The sequence below is a fragment of the Variovorax sp. W1I1 genome, assembly GCF_030815625.1.
Taxonomy (GTDB): Bacteria; Pseudomonadota; Gammaproteobacteria; order Burkholderiales; family Burkholderiaceae_C; genus Variovorax; species Variovorax paradoxus_C.
The window spans coordinates 3630556-3645597 of record NZ_JAUSWZ010000001.1; the positions used below are offsets into that span (position 1 = coordinate 3630556).

Annotated in this window: 17 protein-coding genes; 9 read left to right on the forward strand and 8 right to left on the reverse strand. The window is 65.7% G+C overall.

Going from position 1 to position 15042, the window contains the following annotated elements; genetic code table 11:
• Nucleotides 1-5: 5 nt before the first annotated feature.
• From QFZ83_RS16945 to QFZ83_RS16955, 3 genes are read right to left on the reverse strand one after another with little or no spacing between them, the layout of a single operon-like run.
• Nucleotides 6-1757 (reverse strand): phosphoethanolamine transferase, encoded by a 1752-nt coding sequence (locus QFZ83_RS16945; RefSeq protein WP_307508295.1) that lies wholly within the window; start codon nt 1755-1757, stop codon nt 6-8.
• 46 nt (nt 1758-1803) lie between these two features.
• Nucleotides 1804-2388 carry a phosphatase PAP2 family protein gene (locus QFZ83_RS16950; RefSeq protein ID WP_307508298.1) on the reverse strand — a complete coding sequence of 195 codons (585 nt, stop codon included), beginning with the start codon at nt 2386-2388 and terminating at the stop codon, nt 1804-1806.
• Entirely contained in the window at nt 2375-3079 is a 705-nt protein-coding gene (locus tag QFZ83_RS16955; RefSeq protein WP_307508300.1) for a phosphatase PAP2 family protein, read from the reverse strand. Before QFZ83_RS16955 ends, QFZ83_RS16950 begins: the two co-directional genes overlap by 14 nt.
• A gap of 143 nt (nt 3080-3222) precedes the next feature.
• Between QFZ83_RS16955 and QFZ83_RS16960 the strand changes: the two genes are divergently transcribed.
• Nucleotides 3223-3897 (forward strand): response regulator transcription factor, encoded by a 675-nt coding sequence (locus tag QFZ83_RS16960; RefSeq protein WP_013540781.1) that lies wholly within the window; start codon nt 3223-3225, stop codon nt 3895-3897.
• A complete protein-coding gene (locus QFZ83_RS16965; RefSeq protein ID WP_307508304.1) occupies nt 3894-5249 on the forward strand; it encodes a HAMP domain-containing sensor histidine kinase in 1356 nt (451 codons plus the stop codon). The genes QFZ83_RS16960 and QFZ83_RS16965 overlap by 4 nt, the downstream gene beginning before the upstream one ends.
• Here the strand turns inward: QFZ83_RS16965 and QFZ83_RS16970 are convergent.
• The 4 genes from QFZ83_RS16970 to QFZ83_RS16985 all read right to left on the reverse strand — a co-directional run bounded on the left by QFZ83_RS16970 (nt 5246) and on the right by QFZ83_RS16985 (nt 8049).
• A complete protein-coding gene (locus tag QFZ83_RS16970; protein ID WP_307508306.1) occupies nt 5246-5938 on the reverse strand; it encodes a M949_RS01915 family surface polysaccharide biosynthesis protein in 693 nt (230 codons plus the stop codon). The two genes, QFZ83_RS16965 and QFZ83_RS16970, sit on opposite strands and share 4 nt — an antisense overlap.
• Before the next feature lie 7 nt (nt 5939-5945).
• Entirely contained in the window at nt 5946-6368 is a 423-nt protein-coding gene (locus tag QFZ83_RS16975) for a thioesterase family protein (RefSeq protein WP_307508307.1), read from the reverse strand.
• A complete protein-coding gene (locus tag QFZ83_RS16980; protein WP_307508309.1) occupies nt 6365-7189 on the reverse strand; it encodes a DMT family transporter in 825 nt (274 codons plus the stop codon). The genes QFZ83_RS16975 and QFZ83_RS16980 overlap by 4 nt, the downstream gene beginning before the upstream one ends.
• A gap of 77 nt (nt 7190-7266) precedes the next feature.
• On the reverse strand, nt 7267-8049 hold the full coding sequence (locus tag QFZ83_RS16985) for an SDR family oxidoreductase (protein ID WP_307508310.1): 783 nt from the start codon (nt 8047-8049) through the stop codon (nt 7267-7269).
• A 106-nt stretch (nt 8050-8155) separates the two neighbouring features.
• On the opposite strand from QFZ83_RS16985, the gene QFZ83_RS16990 reads away from it, so the two are divergent.
• The 7 genes from QFZ83_RS16990 (at nt 8156) to QFZ83_RS17020 (ending at nt 14526) form a co-directional block, all read left to right on the forward strand.
• Nucleotides 8156-9853 carry an electron transfer flavoprotein-ubiquinone oxidoreductase gene (locus tag QFZ83_RS16990; protein WP_307508312.1) on the forward strand — a complete coding sequence of 566 codons (1698 nt, stop codon included), beginning with the start codon at nt 8156-8158 and terminating at the stop codon, nt 9851-9853.
• 156 nt (nt 9854-10009) lie between these two features.
• On the forward strand, nt 10010-10984 hold the full coding sequence (locus QFZ83_RS16995; protein WP_307508315.1) for a TRAP transporter substrate-binding protein: 975 nt from the start codon (nt 10010-10012) through the stop codon (nt 10982-10984).
• 88 nt (nt 10985-11072) lie between these two features.
• Nucleotides 11073-11585: a TRAP transporter small permease gene (locus QFZ83_RS17000; protein WP_307508318.1), complete on the forward strand. Its 513-nt coding sequence runs from the start codon at nt 11073-11075 to the stop codon at nt 11583-11585.
• 11 nt (nt 11586-11596) lie between these two features.
• The gene (locus QFZ83_RS17005) at nt 11597-12889 is read left to right on the forward strand and encodes a TRAP transporter large permease (RefSeq protein WP_307508321.1); all 1293 of its coding nucleotides are present in this window, start codon (nt 11597-11599) and stop codon (nt 12887-12889) included.
• 77 nt (nt 12890-12966) lie between these two features.
• Complete coding sequence (locus QFZ83_RS17010; protein WP_306877266.1) at nt 12967-13488, forward strand: DUF4440 domain-containing protein; 522 nt, start codon at nt 12967-12969, stop codon at nt 13486-13488.
• Nucleotides 13489-13606: 118 nt separating this feature from the next.
• Complete coding sequence (locus tag QFZ83_RS17015; protein WP_307508324.1) at nt 13607-14146, forward strand: hypothetical protein; 540 nt, start codon at nt 13607-13609, stop codon at nt 14144-14146.
• Nucleotides 14143-14526: a hypothetical protein gene (locus QFZ83_RS17020; protein ID WP_307508326.1), complete on the forward strand. Its 384-nt coding sequence runs from the start codon at nt 14143-14145 to the stop codon at nt 14524-14526. The genes QFZ83_RS17015 and QFZ83_RS17020 overlap by 4 nt, the downstream gene beginning before the upstream one ends.
• 69 nt (nt 14527-14595) lie before the next feature.
• Here the strand turns inward: QFZ83_RS17020 and QFZ83_RS17025 are convergent, their stop codons facing one another.
• The gene (locus QFZ83_RS17025; RefSeq protein WP_307508328.1) at nt 14596-15024 is read right to left on the reverse strand and encodes an H-NS family nucleoid-associated regulatory protein; all 429 of its coding nucleotides are present in this window, start codon (nt 15022-15024) and stop codon (nt 14596-14598) included.
• Nucleotides 15025-15042: the final 18 nt, after the last annotated feature.

Genomic DNA, 15042 nt, shown 5'->3' on the forward strand with positions numbered 1-15042 from the left:
GGCGTTCAGGCCTTCGCGCGGCAGGAGGCGAGCGCGTCCAGTGCAGGCTTGTAGGTCGGCGTGTTCACGTCCATCAGGCCCAGCACCGTGTGATAGAGGTTGTCATGCGTGAGGGGTGCATCGAGCCCCGCCTCCATGCACGAGCGCGAGAGCTTGCGGCGCTCGCTCATGCCTTCGCTGAACCAGGTGACCATCGGCACGTGCTTCTGCGCCTCGGGCGCAAAGCTGTACGGCACGCCGTGCAGGAACAGGCCGTATTCGCCGAGCGATTCGCCGTGGTCGCTCACGTAGAGCATCGCCGGGTCGTACTGCTTCGATTGCGTCTTGAGCCAGTCGATGGTGTCGGCCAGGAAGCGGTCGGTCTGCACGATGGAGTTGTCGTAGACGTTCATCAGCTCGTTGTGCCCGCACTCGGCCAGCGCGTTGGTCTTGCACTCGGGCGTGAAGCGCTTCACGTCGGGCGCCGAGCGCTTGTAGTAGGCCGGGCCGTGGCTGCCCATCTGGTGCATCACCAGCACCACGCCCTTGGCGCGGCGCTCGGCCGGCAGCGCGGCGATACGTGCGTCCAGGTTCTTGAGCATCACCTCGTCCAGGCACTCGTCGCCGTCGCACAAGGCCTTCTTGGTGGCCGCATCGAGCCCGTCGAAGGCTGACGCATTGGGAATGCGCGTGCACACGTCCTTGCAGCCGGCCTGGTTGTCGAGCCACAGCACGGCCAGGCCCGAGGCCTGCAGCACGTCGACCAGGTTCTCGTAATCGTCCTTGCGCGATTCGTAGCCTTGCTTGCCCAGCGGCGAGAACATGCACGGCACCGAAGCCAGCGTGTTGGTGCCGCACGAATGCACGTCGCGGTAGCTCAGCACGTTGCGCTTGGCCAGCTCGGGCGTGGTGTCGCGTGCGTAACCGTTCAGCGCAAAGTGATCGGCACGCGCCGTTTCGCCCACCACGACCACGAACATCGGCGGGCGCACCTGCGCTGCGTAGCTCACGCCGAGCGTGGTGCCGGCGGTGATCGGAATGAGCTTGCCGCTGCGCTTGAACAGCGGCTTGATGAACACGGCGCCCGTCGAGTAGAGGCTCGCGATCGGGTTCATCATGTAGCGCAGGTGGATGTTGTTCCGCATCAGCGGCGCGAGCTGCCGGTTCATCGCCACGCCGGTCGCGAGCGCCACCACCACGGCCAGCACCAGCAGGGCCGCGTTGCGCCAGAGCTTCGAGAGAAAGCCCATCGGCGCGATGCGCATGCGCCAGAGCATCAAACCCGCGGGCAAGGCGACGATCAGCACGTTGAAAGCCATGCGCCAGCTCAAGAGGTCGCGCGCCTCGTTGGGGTCGGTCTGCAGCGCGTTGGCGATCATGGTCGGGTCCATGACGACGCGGTACTCCAGCATGTAGTGCTGCGTCACCGCGGCCAGCACGACCACCAGGAACCACAGCGGCTTCAGCCAGTGCGACCAGGCGGTGAGCGAAAGCATCGCCACGGTGCCGCACAGCGTGAGCAGGCTCATGGCAATGACGGTCGGCAGGTAGGTGCTCGGCGCCCCGCCGATGCGGGCCAGCTCGTTCCAGAGCGGCCAGTTGGTGGTCAGCACCAGGTACAGGCCGAGCCAGAGCATGACCAGCGCGGCCGATCGCGGGCGCGTAAGCCACTGGTCGACACGTTGCCAGAGCGCACCGGGCGGGGAAAGCTGTTGCGCAGAAGCCTCGAAAAGAGGTGCGCTGTGCACGGGTGCGGGCTCGATACGCGAAAAAGACATGCAGCGACTGTAGGGACGCTGCCTGAAAGGAGCCTGAACCGGCCGTTCAGTCCGCGTTCAGACTCGTCCGCCGTGCACGCGCAAGCCGGCGGCGGGCCGGCATCCTGGCAAGGGCCAGGCTCAGCGGGCGGCTCACGCCGCGCTCGACCATGATCGACACCAGCGCCGCAAGGAGCACGGCCGCCGCAATGTCCGAGGGAAAGTGCACCCCCAGGTAGAGGCGGCTCCAGGCCACCACCGCCGCCACCGCGAGCGCCGCCAGTATGGGTGCGCGCTGCGGCAGGCACCACAGCGAGAAGGCGGCGGCGAAGGTGCCGGCCGCATGCAGGCTCGGAAAGCCCGGCCGCATGCCCTGCGGCTCCCACTGGATGCCAAGGCCGAAGAACGCGGGTCTCGGGAACGGCAGCGCCGAGCGGAACACGTTCACGATGACCCACGTCGCGATCACGCTCACCAGCGCGGTGAAAAGCGCGTAGCGCCAGCGCTTGTCGAACATCGCGCTCGCGATGATCGTCACGGCCAGCAGGGCCGGCAGCACTTCGGAGGCGAAACGGGCGAATTCGATGAGCCACAGCGGCGCCGAAGCGTCCGCGTTGAGCCAACCGAACAGGGCGAAATCAAGAGCTTGCATGAAGGGAGGCTGCTGGTTCGAGCGGAGCCTGGTTCCGGCGGGTCACCGCCACGTCGATGGCGAATCCGACCACCCAGCAGACCCAGGCGGTCCAGAGCGTGTGGCTCATGTAGTGGGCGCCGCGCAACTGCTGCGCGAAGCCCAGCACCAGGCCGGCCACCACCGCCACGCCCAGCCAGATGAACGCCGCGCGGGCGGACGCCCGGCGCAGCACGAAATAACCGCCGACGTAGGCGAACGCGGCCGACGCGTGCCCGGCCGGGAAGCACCCGCCGGGACCGCCGTCGCCCACGCCCCACGACCAGTGCGACACGTAGTGCGCGACGCCGCCGAACTCGTTCAGGTCCCAGGGGCAGCTGGTGTCGCTGAAATGCTTGATGGCACTGACGGCCAGCACCGAGGCCAGCACGGTCACCGCCAACTGCACCCGGTCGCGCGTGGGAAGCTTCCGCAGGAGGCCCAGCGGCCATCGGATGGCCACGAACAGGCCGATCACCAGCAGCCAGCTCAGGTTTCTGGCGCCCTCGTGCATCACATGGACCAGGAAGGGGTTCTCGCGCCACGGAAAGCCCATGGGCGTACCGGCCATGCGCGCCAGGACCAGGTCGCCGTGGGAGGCATCCCAGATCATCAGCAAGGCCAGTGCGAGCAAGGTCAGGGCTCCGAGACGGAGATTCGCGGTACGTGTCATTGAAAAAACCAGGCCTCGACAAAAACTGGCGCGAGCCTACGTTCGCGAAATGAACCCAGTCTGAAGCGACCTGAACGAATGCTGACGCGGCCCCCCGACCGCCCTGCGGCGATAGACTTCGTGTTTTTTCAGAGACACACCGCGTGCGCATATTGCTTGTCGAAGATGACACTTCCTTGGCAGACGCCGTGTGCAGCTATCTGCTGGCCAAGGCTTTCGTCGTCGACGTGGCGCCCAGCCTCGCCGAGGCGCGCGGCGCCCTGCTCTCGGTGCAGTACGCCGCGGTGCTGCTCGACCTGCACCTGGGCGACGGCGACGGCCTCTCGCTGCTGCCGCAGGTGCGCGCGCTGCGCGAGCCCCCCATCGTCATCGTGCTCACGGCCCGCGACCAGGTCACCGACCGCATCCGCGGGCTCGACGCGGGCGCCGACGACTACCTCATCAAGCCTTACGACCCCGCCGAACTGCTGGCGCGGCTGCGCGCGGTCGAGCGGCGGCGCAGCGCCAACACATCGCCCGTTCTGCACTTCGGCACGCTGGAGATCGACCTGGCCCACGACCGCGTGCGCAAGGACGGCACCCCCGTCGTGCTCACGCAAAAGGAATGGGCGCTGCTGCGCGTGATGGCCACGCGCCCCGAGCGCATCCACACGCGCGAGAACCTCGCCGACGCGCTCTACGGCTTCGGCGACGAGGCCGACAGCAACACGCTCGAAGTCTTCATCAGCCGCCTGCGCCGCAAGCTCGGCAAGAGCCACATCCAGACGCTGCGGGGCCTCGGCTACCGGCTGTCGTTCTCGGCGGACGACGAGGAATGAGCGCCGCGCTGCCTATGAGCGGTCGCGACTCGCTGGCGGGGCGCCTCACGCGCACCCTCATCCTTTGGGTCGGCGGCGTGTGGCTCTTGTGCGTGCTGGCCGTGGTCTGGTATGTGGACCGCGAGATCAACCACAACTTCGACAACGAGCTGGTCGAGGTGTCGCACCGCATGTTCGACATGGCCGTGCAGGAACTCGACAAGCTGCAGCACAGGGGCGAGGCAATGCCGGCCACGCCGCTGGTCGCACCCAAGCAGCTGTTCGCCGAAGACGCGGTGATGTACCAAGTGGTCGACATCCACGAGCACGTGCTGCTGCGCTCGGCCGAAACGCCCATCGACACCTTCGATGTGCCGCTCGCCCCCGGCTTCGCCAACAACCCGACCTGGCGCATCTACACCGTGCGGCATCCGACGCTCGGCCTCTACTTCCAGGTGGCCGACCCGCTCGACGAGCGCCGCCACGCGCTCAACCGCACGCTGTTCGGCTTGATCATTCCACTCGGCGCGGTGCTGCCGCTGCTCGCGCTGGTGCTGCGCAACGTGGCGCGCACCGAACTGCGCGTGCTGCAGCAGCTCGCGGGCGAGATCGAAAAGCGAAGCGGCACCGACCTGCGGCCGATCACGCTGCCGGGATTGCCGCAGGAGCTGCGCTCGGTGGGCGACCACGTCAACAGCTTGCTGGAGCGGCTGTCGCAGTCGCTCGACGTGGAACGCGCGCTCGCCGCCAACGCGGCCCACGAACTGCGCACGCCCCTGGCTGCAGCGCGCCTGCGGCTGCAGACCGCGCTCGACCATGACCTCAAGCGCGACGACGTGCAGGGCGCGCTCCAGGCACTGCAGATGCTGAGCCATCGCACCGAGAAGCTGCTGCAGCTGTCGCGCGCGGAATCGGGCGCTTCGCTCACGCGCGCGCGGGTCGATCTGGTTCAGCTTGCGGGCACCGTGGCGCAGGAGTTCTGGCAAGACCCGCTGAACAACGAGCGCCTGAAGCTCAAGGTGCCCGACAGCGCGGCGCCGGTGGCGTTCGGCGATGTCGATGCACTCGCGATCGCGCTGCGCAACCTGGTGGAGAACGCACTGCGCTACGGCGGTGACGGGCGCGTGGTGATCGAAGTGGCGGCACCGTGCACGCTGGTGGTGAGGGACTTCGGTGCCGGTGTGAATGCAGCGCAGTTGAAGACGCTGCAGCAACGCCACGTGCGGCACGGCTCGGACCGCGCGGGCTATGGGCTGGGGTTGTCGATCGTGGGCACGATCGTGGAGAAGCACAACGCGAAGTTGGAATTGGCGTCGCCGCCGGCGGGGGCGGCGCAGGGGTTCGAAGCGCGGATTGTGTTGCGGCCGGCCTAGCGCGCTTTCGCCTTCTTCGGCACAAAGTCATTGCCGTTGTCGAAGCCGAACTGTCCAGCCTCGTACATGCGCGCCATCTTCTTGACCAGGTGCTCACGCACAGCCTTCGGCAAGGCGAAGAACTCGGCGTTGGCCCTGGTGCTTCGGTCGCCGTCCAGGTCGCCGGTGATGGCGTGGATCACCACCTTGCGGCCCTGGTGGAACGCGACGATCTTGATGGCACCCGAGAAATCCTCGCTGTCGAAACTGTCCCCGCCGATCGGTGCGAAGAAGCGATAGACCAGGATGGGATCGATCAGCCCGTCCGCATCGATATCGGTGAACTCGGAGAGCTTCGACCTGAAGTTGATGCCGGCATCGTCCTTGCCCGCGAAGTCGCGAATCGACCATTGCCGCGTCAATGCGCCATCGCTTCCCACCTTGAAGAGCGTGGCCTGGATGGTGGAAGACAGCGTCTCCTTGGTGAAAGGCAAATCCTGCTTCTCGGCGAGCAACAACGCGTAGCTGCCTGATTTGTCGGTGTAGCAATAGCGCTTGAAAACCGGCAGTTCGACGCCGGCTTTCTTCGCCGCATCGGCGTTCCGGAACGGCGCATCGGCCGGGCAAGCGTTCTTCTCGGCCTGTGTCTGGGCATGGCTCGCGGCGGCGAGCAGCGCGGACGCGGCAAGCGCCAATACCTTGCGTTTCATCGCGCGCCTACTCGCTGACCAACTCGCGCAGCCAATCCGGCAACGCCAACGCCTTCTGCTTCGGAAAGTCCACCCAGATCGTCGTCGCCCCGCCCGCTGCGCAGATCACGTCGGGCGCCTCTTCGCGCGCCATCGTGCCCCAGCTCTCGAAGGTGGTGCGGCCCGGGTCGCTCACGTACATCTTCAGCAGCACGTTGCCCGGGTATTCGATCTGCCGGTAGAAGTTGCAGAAGGCATTGACGATCACCATGCCTTCGCCGCCGGGCTCGGGTTCGAAGCCGATGGAGCGCATCCAGTCGATGCGCGCGGTTTCGAGATAGCGAAAGTAGGTGCCGTTGTTCAGGTGGCCCATGGCGTCCATGTCGCCCCAGCGGATGGGGATGGACATTTCATACACGAGCTTCTTCTTTTCGGGGATTTCGATTCTCATCGGTGCGCCTTGATGGATGCGAGGATGCCCAGCACGAACAGCAGCGCCGCCACCCATTCGGTGGCCTGCGGCCAGCGGCCGTCCCAGACGAAGGAATAGAGCAAGGCGAACAGCGTCTCGCTCACGATCAGTTGGCCGCACAGGCTCGCAGAGAGGCGCTGGCTGGCGATGTTCCAGAGGATGGTCGCGAGCCACGACGAGCCGAAGCCGCCCGCCAATGCGATCCAGACGAAGAGCATGCCGTCGGGCTGCGCCTTCAGCGTTGCCATGTCGCTGCCCGCCACCAGCCACAGCAGCAAGGCACCGAGGCCTGTCGAGATGCCGAGCCAGTTGGCCCAGTCGGTCGCGTTGAGTTCGGTGTGGCGCTGCAGCCATTTCGCGTTGAGCAGGCCGTAGATCGTCCAGCTCACCATCGCGCCGAGGGCCAGCGCAATACCCCACCCGAAGCGCACCCCACCCTCGCGATGCTGCGTCGACCAAGCGCCCCAGATCATCAGCGCGATGCCCGCACCCGTGAGCACGAGGCCCGGCAGCAGCGCGCGCATGCGCAGTCCCGCGGGCCGGCCGAGCAGCATCATCCAGACGGGAATCGTGCCGATGATGAGGCTGGGCACCTCGGTGCCGGCCGCCACGATGCCGAAGGCCAGCAGCAAGTAGTAGCCGATGAAGCCCAGCACGCTGAGCCCGAGCGCCGCGAGCGCCTGTCGCCCGTTGGGCCAGCGTACGGCCGCCGGTCGCGCGAACACTGCCAACGCCGACACAGCACCAAACACCGCGAAGCGCGCGGCGGTGATGTCGACCATGCCGAAGTGACCGACCATCCGCGGCGCCACGAACACCAGGCCCCAGAGCGCGCCAGCGCCCAGCCCGGCAGCAATGCCGATCCAAGCCCTCGGAGTCAGACCGCGAACCCGTCGTCGGCCGCGATGACGGCGCCGTTCACGAAATGGCTCTGCCCACTGGCCAGCAGCACGATCAGGCCGTCGAGGTCTTCGGCCTTGCCCACGCGCTTGCGCGGCAGGCTGCCGACCAGCTTGGCGCCGGCCTCGGTGGCCCAGAGCGCTTCGTTGAGTTCGGTCGCGATGTAGCCCGGGCACAGCGCGTTCACGTTGATGCCGAAGCGGCCCCACTCGAGCGCCATGGCCTTGGTCATCTGCACCACCGCGGCCTTGCTCATGCCGTAGGCGCCGATGTTGGCCACCGACTTGAGGGCCGACACCGAGGCGATGTTGATGATGCGGCCGCCGATGTAGGTGCCGGGCGCCGAGCCGTCGGCGCGCGCCAGCATGCGCTTGCCGACTTCCTGCGCGACGAAGAAGGCGCCCTTGAGGTTGGTGTCGAAGATGAAGTCGTAATCGTCGGGCGTCACGTCCTGCAGCCGCTGGCGAACGTTCACGCCGGAGTTGTTGACCAGGATGTCGATCGGGCCGACCTCGGTCTCGGCGCGCGCGACGGCAGCCTTGATGCTGCCGTGGTCGGTGACGTCGAGTTCGACCACGTGGGCGTCGCCGCCCTCGCCTTCGATGCGGGCGCGCAGTTCCTTGAGTTTTTCGACCCGGCGGCTGGCCAGGACCACCGCGGCACCGGCGCGCGCCAGCGTTTTTGCGAACTGGGCACCGAGGCCGCTGGAGGCGCCGGTGACGAAGGCCACGCGGCCCGAGAGATCGATGCTGTAAGCCATGGAAAACAGGTCCTGGTGAGTCGCGGAGGTGACGGGTTGCGCTCCCCCTAAAATGTTTCGCGCCCTCGTAGCGTCCGAGCCTCAAAACATTATCGACCAGACCCACATGACCCACGACGAAATCCTTGCCCAGTTCGGCCCTCGCGAAGCCATGGAATACGACGTGGTCGTGGTCGGCGGCGGCCCGGCGGGCCTCTCGACCGCGATCCGCCTGAAGCAGCTGGCTGCCCAGCACGAAAAAGAGATCTCGGTCGTGGTGCTCGAGAAGGGCTCCGAGCCCGGCGCGCACATCCTCTCGGGCGCGATCATGGACCCGCGTGCGCTCAACGAACTGCTGCCCGACTGGAAGCAACTGGGCGCCCCGCTGAACCAGCCCGTGACCGACGACGCGATGGTGTTCCTCGGCGAGAAGTCGGGCCTGCGCACCCCCAATGCGTTCCTGCCGGCGTGCTTCCAGAACCACGGCAACTACATCATCAGCCTGGGCGCGTTCACCAAGTGGCTGGCGCAGCAGGCCGAGAACCTCGGCGTCGAAATCTTCCCGGGCTTCCCGGCCGCCGAGGTGCTCTACAACGAGAACGGTTCGGTGCGCGGCGTGGCCACCGGCAACATGGGCGTCGGCAAGGACGGCGAGCCGACCGAGAACTTCCAGCTCGGCATGGAGCTCCTCGGCAAATACACGGTGTTCGCCGAAGGCGCGCGCGGCCACCTGGGCCGCCAGCTCATCGCGAAGTTCAAGCTCGACGAAGGCAAGGACCCGCAGACCTACGGCCTGGGCGTGAAGGAAGTGTGGGAAATCGACCCCAAGCGCCATCAGCCCGGCTTCGTGCTGCACACGGCCGGCTGGCCGATGAAGAGCGACACCTACGGCGGCGCCTTCCTCTATCACATGGAGGACAACAAGGTCACGATGGGCTTCATCACGGGCCTGGACTACAGCAACCCGTACCTCAGCCCCTTCGAGGAAATGCAGCGCTGGAAGCTGCACCCCAACATCCGCTGGTACCTGGAAGGCGACGAGGCCAAGGGCATCAAGCCGGCCAAGCGCATCGGCTACGGCGCGCGCGCCATCACCGCCGGCGGCCTGCAGTCGCTGCCCAAGACGGTGTTCCCGGGCGGTGCGCTGGTCGGCTGCGAAGCCGGCTACCTGAACGTGAGCCGCATCAAGGGCAGCCACGCCGCCATCAAGACCGGCATGCTCTGCGCCGAAGCTGCCTTCGACGCGGTGCAGGCCGGCCGCCAGCACGACGAGCTCACGGCCTACCCGGCCGCGTTCGAGAAGAGCTGGCTCTACACCGAGCTGAAGAAGGCGCGCAACTTCAAGGCTTGGTTCAAGAAGGGCCTGGGCGTCGCCACCCTCATGAACGGCATCGAGCAGTGGCTGCTCAAGGGCAACATCCCCTGGACGCTGCGCCGCACCAAGCCCGACCACCTGTACCTGAAGCCCGCGGCGGAGTGCAAGCCCATCGTCTATCCAAAGCCGGACGGCAAGCTCACCTTCGACCGGCTCTCCAGCGTGTTCATCAGCAACACGAACCATGAAGAGCAGCAGCCGGCCCACCTGACGCTCAAGGATGCGACGGTGCCGGTCAACATCAACCTCGAGAAGTTCGCCGGCCCCGAGAGCCGCTACTGCCCGGCCGGCGTCTACGAGTTCGTGGGCACCGAAGACGGCAAGCAGCGCCTGCAGATCAACGCGCAGAACTGCGTGCACTGCAAGACCTGCGACATCAAGGACCCGACGCAGAACATCGTGTGGGTCACGCCCGAAGGCGGCGGCGGGCCGAACTACGTCGGCATGTAAGGCGCCCTCCGCGCTGCTCCCGCAAGCCCTCTTCGGAGGGCTTTTTCGTTTCGGCTTGTCCGTGAAACTCCCGACACGTCCGCTCCCCCGCTTGCGGCATAGTCGAATGCGCCTGACGCATTCCTGACCCTGACCACATTCCCCCCCGGAGACACCATGAAACTCGGCCACATCGCCGCCGCCTGCCTTTCGCTCGCCCTCTGCACATCCGCCCTCGCACAACAACCGACGGTGCTGAAGATCGGCTATGCGACGTCCAAGGAGTCGCACTACGGCGTCGGGTCCACGGTGTTCTGCGACGAGGTCGAGAAAGGCACGCAAGGCCGCTTCAAGTGCCAGCACTTCGCCAACTCGGCCCTGGGCGGCGAGCGCGAGCAGATCGAGGCCATCCAGCTGGGCACGCAGGACCTGGTGAACACCTCGACCGGCCCCGTGGGCAACTTCGTGCCCGAGGTCAAGATCGTCGACATCCCCTTCCTCTTTCGCGACTACGACCATGCGCGCAAGGTGATGGACGGCCCCATTGGCCAGGACATCCTCACCAAGTTCCCGAGCAAGGGCATCATCGCGCTGGCCTGGACGGAGAACGGCTTTCGCCACATGACGAACAGCAAGCGCGACATCGTCAAGCCCAGCGACGCTGCCGGCCTGAAGATGCGCACGATGGAAAACAAGGTGCACATGGACGGCTACCGCACCTTCGGCATCCTGCCGACGCCGATGGCCTTTCCCGAACTCTTCGGCGCGCTGCAGCAGGGCACGGTCGATGGGCAGGAGAACCCGATTCCGGTGATCCTCGCGTCCAAGTTCTCGCAGGTGCAAAAGCACCTGTCGCTCACGGGACACGTGTACTCGCCCGCCCTGCTGCTGCTCTCGCCGAAGGTGTGGAACAAGCTGTCGGATGCCGACAAGAAGGTCTTCGTCGATGCGGCCAAGAAGGCTTCCGTGGCCCAGCGCAAGAAGGTCAACGACGACGAGAACAACGGCATCGCCCAGCTCGAAAAAGACGGCATGAAGGTCACCAAGGTCGTGGATGGCGCGGCCTTCCGCGAAGCCCTGAAGCCGGCCTATGCGGGCTATGCCAAGGAGTTCGGCGCCGACAACATCAAGAAGATCACGGACGTCCAGTAAGCCTCGCGCGCCAGACTTCTTTGACGACCGCGCCCGGCCCGCTTCAGTGCGCCGGGCGCTTCGCTTTTTCAAGACAAGAGAACCACACGTGCAAGCCTTCGAGCGCTACTTTCTCGCCGCCAACCGCTGGGCGCTGATCCTTCTGCTGGCCGCCATGTCGGTCATCATCTTCACCAACGTCGTGATGCGCTACACCACCAGCAACTCGCTCGAGTGGGCCGAAGAGGTGTCGCGCCACATGATGATATGGCTCACCTTCCTCGGGGCCGGGCCGGTGCTGCGCTACGGCGGCCACATCGCGGTGGAGAACCTGCAGGACGCGCTGCCGCGCGCGGGCGGCATCGCGGTGCGCGCCTTCGTCGCCGCGCTGCTGTTCGCCTTCTTCGGCTTCATGGTCTGGTACGGGTGGCTCTACATGCAGCGCACGATGTTCCAGCTCACGGCAGTGACGCAGATTCCGTTCGCCTACATCTACAGCGCGATGCTGTTCGGCGGCATCTTGTTGATCGTGCACTGGCTGCTGGTGGTGCGGGGCTATGTGCTGCGGCGCGAGTTCGCATCGGATGCGCACTTCGACGCCAACGCCTCGGCGTCGCTGTAAGGAGAACGACCATGGATGCCAGCATCGTTCTCATCGTCTCGGCCTGCATTTTCCTGGCCATCGGCGTGCCCGTGGCCTTTGCGCTCGGGCTCTCGACCGTCACCACGCTCATCCTCGCGGAGAACTATCCGCTGATGGTGCTGCTGAAGGAAACCTTCACCGGCATCGACAGCTTTCCGCTGATGGCCGTGCCCTTTTTCATCCTCGCGGCCGAGCTCATGAGCGGCGGCTCGCTCACCGAGGTGCTGCTGCGCTTCGCGGGCCAGTTCGTAGGCCATCGACGCGGGGGCCTGGGCTACACCAACGTCGTGTCGCTCACCTTCTTCTCGGGCATCTCGGGCTCGGCATTGGCCGATGCGGCGGGGCCGGGATCGATGCTCATCAAGATGATGGACAAGGCCGGCTACGACCGCTCGTATGCGGCGGCGCTCACGGCCTCGACCGCGATCGTCGGGCCGATCATTCCGCCCTCGATCATCATGATCATCTATGCGCTGCAGGACGAGACGGTCTCGGTCGGCACCCTCTTCGCGGCCGGCATCCTGCCCGGCATCCTGATCGCGGTGGCGATGTGCGTGGTGAACTTCTACGTATCGAAGAAGCGCAACTACAAGGGCGACGGGCAGACGCCGCCGCTGCGCGAAATTCTCATCACGACCTGGAAGGCGATACCCGCGATCCTCTTGCCCGTGGTGATCCTCGGCGGCATGCGTGCCGGCTGGTTCACGCCGACCGAAGCCTCGGTGGTGGCGGTGTTCTATGCGCTGGTGTGCGGCAAGTTCATCTACCGCACGCTCGAGTGGAAGATGCTGCCCGACATCCTCTCCCGCTCCGCCCTGCTGTCGGCCTCGGTGCTGATCATCATCGGCCTCTCGGCCTCGTTCGCATGGGTGCTGACCATCGAGGGCATTCCGCAGCAGATGGCCGAATGGCTCATCAGCATGAACCTCTCGCCGTGGATGTTCCTCATCATCGTGAACATCTTCCTGCTGCTGTTCGGCATCTTCATCGAGCCGCTGCCGGGCGTGATGGTGCTGGCGCCGATCCTGGCGCCCGTCGCGATCAAGCTGGGCGTGGACCCGGTGCACTTCGCGATGATCGTGATCTTCAACCTCACGCTCGGGATGATCACGCCGCCAGTGGGCGGGCTCTTGTTCGTGACCTGCAACGTGTCGAAGGTGCCGATGTCGGCGCTGGTGAAGGAACTGGTGCCGTTCCTGTGGGCGCACGGCGCGGTGCTGATGATCCTGACCTTCGTGCCTGCGCTCAGCACCTGGCTGCCGCGGGCGCTCGGGTTCAAGTAGCGGCGCCGGTGCCTCTGCAGCGGTTCGCTGCCAGAATCGGCGCCACGCCAACAACCGACAACCGAGGGAACCGCTCCATGAATCGACTCGCCACCTGCCTGCTCGCCGCAGGGCTGCTGTCCACGGCCGCATTGGCTGCCACGCCCGTCGCCACCCCCGCGGCAAAGCCACCAGCACCTGCCGCATCGGCGGCCGCTGGGGCAGCGGCGACCCCGGCGCCGGCTGCGCCAGCGGCCGCTCCCGCGCAAGCGCCCAGCGCGGGCATCGCCGAAATCGAAACCGCCGTGCGCGCCTGGGCCGACGCCTGGTCCGCGCGCGACGTGGACCGCTACCTCGCCGCCTACGCCCCCGACTTCACACCGGCCAGGAAGCAGGACAAGAAGCAGTGGGAAGCCGAGCGGCGCACCCGCATCTCGAACAAGTCGAAGATCAGCGTGACCGTCGACGACCTCGTCATCAGCGTGAACGGCCAGACCGCCAGCGCGCGCTTTAAGCAGGTCTACACCGCCGACAAGCTCAAGAGCACCGACCGCAAGACGCTGGAGCTGCAGCGCGTGGGCGACAAGTGGCTGATCCGCAAGGAAAGCACCGGCGCCTGAAGACCTGAGCGTCCGATGGCGCGGCGGCGGCGATCTCCCTGTAAGCCGAACAGGTTCATGAAGATGTCACCGCTCGCGACGATGCTGCAGCCTTCGATCTTCGAAAGCTGTGGCCGCCATGTTTCCCACCAAGACCGACAAGGCACGCGACGAACTCCAGGGCGGGCAGCGCACGCTCAGCCAGCGTGAACGCGCCCTGCTGCTGATGGCCGACGGCCGGCGCTCGCTGACCGACTTCAGCCCGCTGTTCGCGAACCGCACCGAGGCGGAGCAGGCGATCCTGGCGCTGGTGAGCAGGGGCTATCTGCAGGATGCGCAGGCGATGGCCGCTGCTGCGGCTGTACCAACTCCGATGCCGGTGCCGGCCGTCGACCCGATCCGCATCGCCACCTCGGCCGACACTTTCGACGGCAAGCGCTCGCTGGCCACCACGCGGATGTTTTTGTTCGACATCTGCGAGCGCATGTTCGTGCGGCGCGACCCCAAGTTCGCCCTGCAGATGCGCGACGCCCTGCGCGAAGCCCGCGACCGCGAGGCGATGCTGACCATCGCCGCGCTGATGCTCAGTGAAATCGAGAAGACGGCCGGCGCCGAGCGGGCCGAATCGCTGCGGGAGCGCATCGAGCGGCTGCTGCCGCCCGCGGAAGTGGTGCATTGAAGTCGCATCTGCGCTCCCACTCCGACGAGCCGCGGTATTTCCCGGACACCGCGAAGACTCGATCAGATTTTTCTGGATCTGATTTCCACTCTCTCGGGCGGACCATCGTCCACCATGCCCCATTCCAGACGGTCCTTGAATATCTCGCGGTATCGGTCATTGTTCGAGACATTGGCCTCGCTCATTTGATCCCGCATATCCCCCGCGCAAATTCCACTCCCGTTTGGCGTATTGAACTCGACGCGGCAATGGGCAATCAGCAAGACCTCTATCGCTTGAACTTCCGCGGTCTTGTTGTGGCGGGCGGCAATATGCAACACGGTATCTCCGCAGATATCACGGCTTTTGCATTTCCATTCAGATCATTTTTGAAAAAATGATGAACCGCCTCGACGTTTCCAGCAACGATCGCCGGCGTGCTGGCCGGCGAAACCCGGCATTGAATGCCATCAACCGTTATTGACGTGGTCGCCGCCTACAGCCAGATTTTCGTAAGCCTTGCTCTTGTCCGGCGCGCCTTCGAGGGCGGCAATGAGCCACGGCGGTTGTCGGCCTTTTGTTCCCCCCGTCCAGGTCGCGCTGGAATTGGGATCCTTGTACACGGTGCCCTTCACATAGGCCTTGGCTTCCGATGCCTGGCTGCCATTGGGTGAACGCGTGCGTTTTGCGCCCGATTTGTCGTAGGGGTCCAGCGCGGCCTTGCCCTCCGGGATGCTGAAACCGGCTGCCTCGAGTTTCTTCGCATAGGCATCGGCCAGCACCTTCAATTCTTCTCCACGCTTGGCCTGCAATGCCAGCTCCAGTTGGGCCCGTTCATTGTCCATTTCCTGGATGCGCTTCTGGATATCCGCGAAGCTCATATTTCTGGCATCTGTCATTCTTTGCGTTCCTTTGGG

Excerpts from the sequence above, each read along its gene's own strand:
- QFZ83_RS16945 (WP_307508295.1), bottom strand. The coding sequence starts at position 1,757 with ATGTCTTTTTCGCGTATCGAGCCCGCACCCGTGCACAGCGCACCTCTT.
- QFZ83_RS16950 (WP_307508298.1), bottom strand. The coding sequence starts at position 2,388 with ATGCAAGCTCTTGATTTCGCCCTGTTCGGTTGGCTCAACGCGGACGCT.
- QFZ83_RS16955 (WP_307508300.1), bottom strand. The coding sequence starts at position 3,079 with ATGACACGTACCGCGAATCTCCGTCTCGGAGCCCTGACCTTGCTCGCA.
- QFZ83_RS16965 (WP_307508304.1), top strand. The coding sequence starts at position 3,894 with ATGAGCGCCGCGCTGCCTATGAGCGGTCGCGACTCGCTGGCGGGGCGC.
- QFZ83_RS16970 (WP_307508306.1), bottom strand. The coding sequence starts at position 5,938 with ATGAAACGCAAGGTATTGGCGCTTGCCGCGTCCGCGCTGCTCGCCGCC.
- QFZ83_RS16975 (WP_307508307.1), bottom strand. The coding sequence starts at position 6,368 with ATGAGAATCGAAATCCCCGAAAAGAAGAAGCTCGTGTATGAAATGTCC.
- QFZ83_RS16980 (WP_307508309.1), bottom strand. The coding sequence starts at position 7,189 with ATGGTCGGTCACTTCGGCATGGTCGACATCACCGCCGCGCGCTTCGCG.
- QFZ83_RS16985 (WP_307508310.1), bottom strand. The coding sequence starts at position 8,049 with ATGGCTTACAGCATCGATCTCTCGGGCCGCGTGGCCTTCGTCACCGGC.
- QFZ83_RS16990 (WP_307508312.1), top strand. The coding sequence starts at position 8,156 with ATGACCCACGACGAAATCCTTGCCCAGTTCGGCCCTCGCGAAGCCATG.
- QFZ83_RS16995 (WP_307508315.1), top strand. The coding sequence starts at position 10,010 with ATGAAACTCGGCCACATCGCCGCCGCCTGCCTTTCGCTCGCCCTCTGC.
- QFZ83_RS17005 (WP_307508321.1), top strand. The coding sequence starts at position 11,597 with ATGGATGCCAGCATCGTTCTCATCGTCTCGGCCTGCATTTTCCTGGCC.
- QFZ83_RS17010 (WP_306877266.1), top strand. The coding sequence starts at position 12,967 with ATGAATCGACTCGCCACCTGCCTGCTCGCCGCAGGGCTGCTGTCCACG.
- QFZ83_RS17015 (WP_307508324.1), top strand. The coding sequence starts at position 13,607 with ATGTTTCCCACCAAGACCGACAAGGCACGCGACGAACTCCAGGGCGGG.
- QFZ83_RS17025 (WP_307508328.1), bottom strand. The coding sequence starts at position 15,024 with ATGACAGATGCCAGAAATATGAGCTTCGCGGATATCCAGAAGCGCATC.